This window comes from Pseudescherichia vulneris, from assembly GCF_902164725.1.
Taxonomy (GTDB): Bacteria; Pseudomonadota; Gammaproteobacteria; order Enterobacterales; family Enterobacteriaceae; genus Pseudescherichia; species Pseudescherichia vulneris.
This window is the reverse complement of sequence record NZ_LR607338.1, coordinates 2,132,058-2,134,194: the sequence shown is the minus strand read 5'-3', so window position 1 is coordinate 2,134,194 and position 2,137 is coordinate 2,132,058. Positions and strand designations below refer to the sequence as shown.

Annotated in this window: 3 protein-coding genes and 1 pseudogene; all 4 read left to right on the top strand. The window is 60.5% G+C overall.

What is annotated here, in order from left to right:
* Positions 1 to 96: pseudogene (locus FN633_RS18510) on the top strand (phage tail protein); the annotation flags it as partial.
* On the top strand, positions 93 to 851 hold the full coding sequence (locus FN633_RS09140; protein WP_154057506.1) for a phage minor tail protein L: 759 nt from the start codon (positions 93 to 95) through the stop codon (positions 849 to 851). The pseudogene FN633_RS18510 and the gene FN633_RS09140, both read left to right, overlap by 4 nt.
* Before the next feature lie 2 nt (positions 852 to 853).
* On the top strand, positions 854 to 1,564 hold the full coding sequence (locus FN633_RS09135; protein WP_042391476.1) for a C40 family peptidase: 711 nt from the start codon (positions 854 to 856) through the stop codon (positions 1,562 to 1,564).
* A partial coding sequence (locus tag FN633_RS09130; RefSeq protein WP_154058880.1) for a tail assembly protein occupies positions 1,564 to 2,137 on the top strand: 574 nt, incomplete at its 3' end. The genes FN633_RS09135 and FN633_RS09130, both read left to right, overlap by 1 nt.

Below are 2,137 nucleotides of genomic sequence, written 5' to 3'. Positions count from 1 at the left end.
ATGGGGCTTTACCGATCCGAGTCCATCAACATTGTTACCCATGGTGCTGGCCTCTACACCCTCAGCACCACCTTCACACAGGCATTTCATCCATGAGCATTTCATCAGACGTACAGAAGCTGGAGCCAGGCGAGAAGGTCAGGCTGCTGGAGGTGGACGGCTCGGCGTTCGGCGCGGGCATCCTGCGCTTTCACAACGAGACGATCGCACACACTGAGGCCGAGCTTGCCGCAGCAGGAAGGGACGAGAATCTTCTCGACCCGAAATCGCTCTGGTGGCAGGGCGTGGAGTACAGCGCCTGGCCTTTCCAGCTGGAAGGACTGTCCTTCAGCAGCGACGGCCAGAGCGCCAGGCCAAAGCTGACCGTGGCAAATATAAAGGGGACCATCGGCGCGCTGTGTCGCCGGTTCCAGGGCATGGCCCGGGCGAAGGTCACTATCCATGAAACCTTTGCCCACTACCTGGATGCACGTAATTTTTCGCAGGGCAATCCGGATGCCGACCCGCTGGAGGAGCGTAAGCAGGTCTTTTATGTGGATCGCAAGTCCGGCGGTGATGACGAGACGGTGGAGTTTGAGCTGTCCAGCCCCGCCGATCTTCGCGGGCAGCAAATACCGACGCGCCAGATCCAGCCGCTGTGCACGTGGTGTATGCGGGGCTGGTACAAAACCGGTAACGGCTGCACCTACGCCGGGCAAAACGGCTGGTTTGATAAAGACGGCAACCAGGTGGATGACCCGGCGCTGGATGTCTGTTCCGGCCTGCTTTCTACTGGCTGCAAACCGCGATTCGGCGAAAACGAGGAGCTGGATTTTGGCGGGATGCCGGGCGCTTCCCTTCTGAGGAGTTAACAATGCGCAGTAAAACCATCAGCGCCATTCTGGCGCACGCTGAGTCAGCTTTCCCCTCTGAGTGTTGCGGGCTGGTTATCCAGAAGGGCCGGGTAGAAAAATACATTCCGTGTGAGAACCGCGCCGCCGCCCCCGGCGAGCAGTTCGAGATCGCCCCCGAGGATTATGCCGCAGCGGAGGACCAGGGCACGGTGGTGGCCGTGGTTCACAGCCATCCGGGAGACGGAGCAACCACACAGCCCAGCGAGCTCGACATGCTGATGTGTGATGCCACTGAGGTACCCTGGGTGATCGCCTCATGGCCTGAGGGTGATATCCGCACTATCACACCCCGCGGCGATCGTCCGCTGACTGGCCGTCAGTTCGTACTGGGGCACGCCGACTGCTGGACGCTGCTGATGGATTACTTCCGCACAGAGCATGGCATCACGCTGCCCAATTACAGCGTGGAGCGCCACTGGTGGGAGCAGGGCGAGAACCTGTACATGGATAACTGGTACGAGTGTGGTTTCCGGGAGTTCAGCGGGCCGCCGCGCCCGGGCGATGTGGTCATCATGCAGGTCCAGTCGCCTGTGGCAAACCATGCCGGTGTGCTGCTGGAGGGCAACATGCTGTTGCACCACATGTACGGACAGCTGAGCCAGCGGGTACCGTACGGGGGCTATTACCTCGACCGGACCATCAAAATTGTCCGCCATCAGGAGTTGATGTAATGCAGAACTGCACCGTGATCAAACTGAGCGGCTCAATGGCGCAGCGCTTCGGGCGAACCCATTATCGCGTGCTCGACACGTCGAAGGAGGTTTTCCGGGCGCTCTCGGCGACTATTGACGGCTTTGAAGCCTGGATGCGCCAGGCTCGGGCGCTGGGCCTTGATTTCGTTATCTTCCGCAACCGCCGCAATATCGGAGAGGATGAGTTCGGGATGTGCAGCGCCGGTAATGAGCTGCGCATTATTCCTGTTATTCGCGGCAGTAAGCGGGCAGGCGTGTTCCAGATCGTGGCCGCTGCTGCTATCGCTGCCTTTGCCTGGTGGAACCCAATCGGCTGGACTGCTGCCACGCAGGGCGCGCTCTATGCTGCTGCCGGGTCTATGGCCGTCGGCGGCGTGGTTCAGATGCTTTCTCCGCAGGTGGCCGGGCTACGTTCGCGTGAGGATCCCGACAATAAACCTTCCTATGCGTTTGGCGGTCCGGTGAATACCACTGCCGCCGGTAACCCGGTACCGCTGCTGTACGGGCAGCGTGAAATAGGCGGAGCCATTATCTCCGCCGGGATTTATACCG

Bases quoted from the DNA above. Each gene is read 5' to 3' on its own strand.
- FN633_RS09140 (WP_154057506.1), top strand. From the start codon at position 93: ATGAGCATTTCATCAGACGTACAGAAGCTGGAGCCAGGCGAGAAGGTC.
- FN633_RS09135 (WP_042391476.1), top strand. From the start codon at position 854: ATGCGCAGTAAAACCATCAGCGCCATTCTGGCGCACGCTGAGTCAGCT.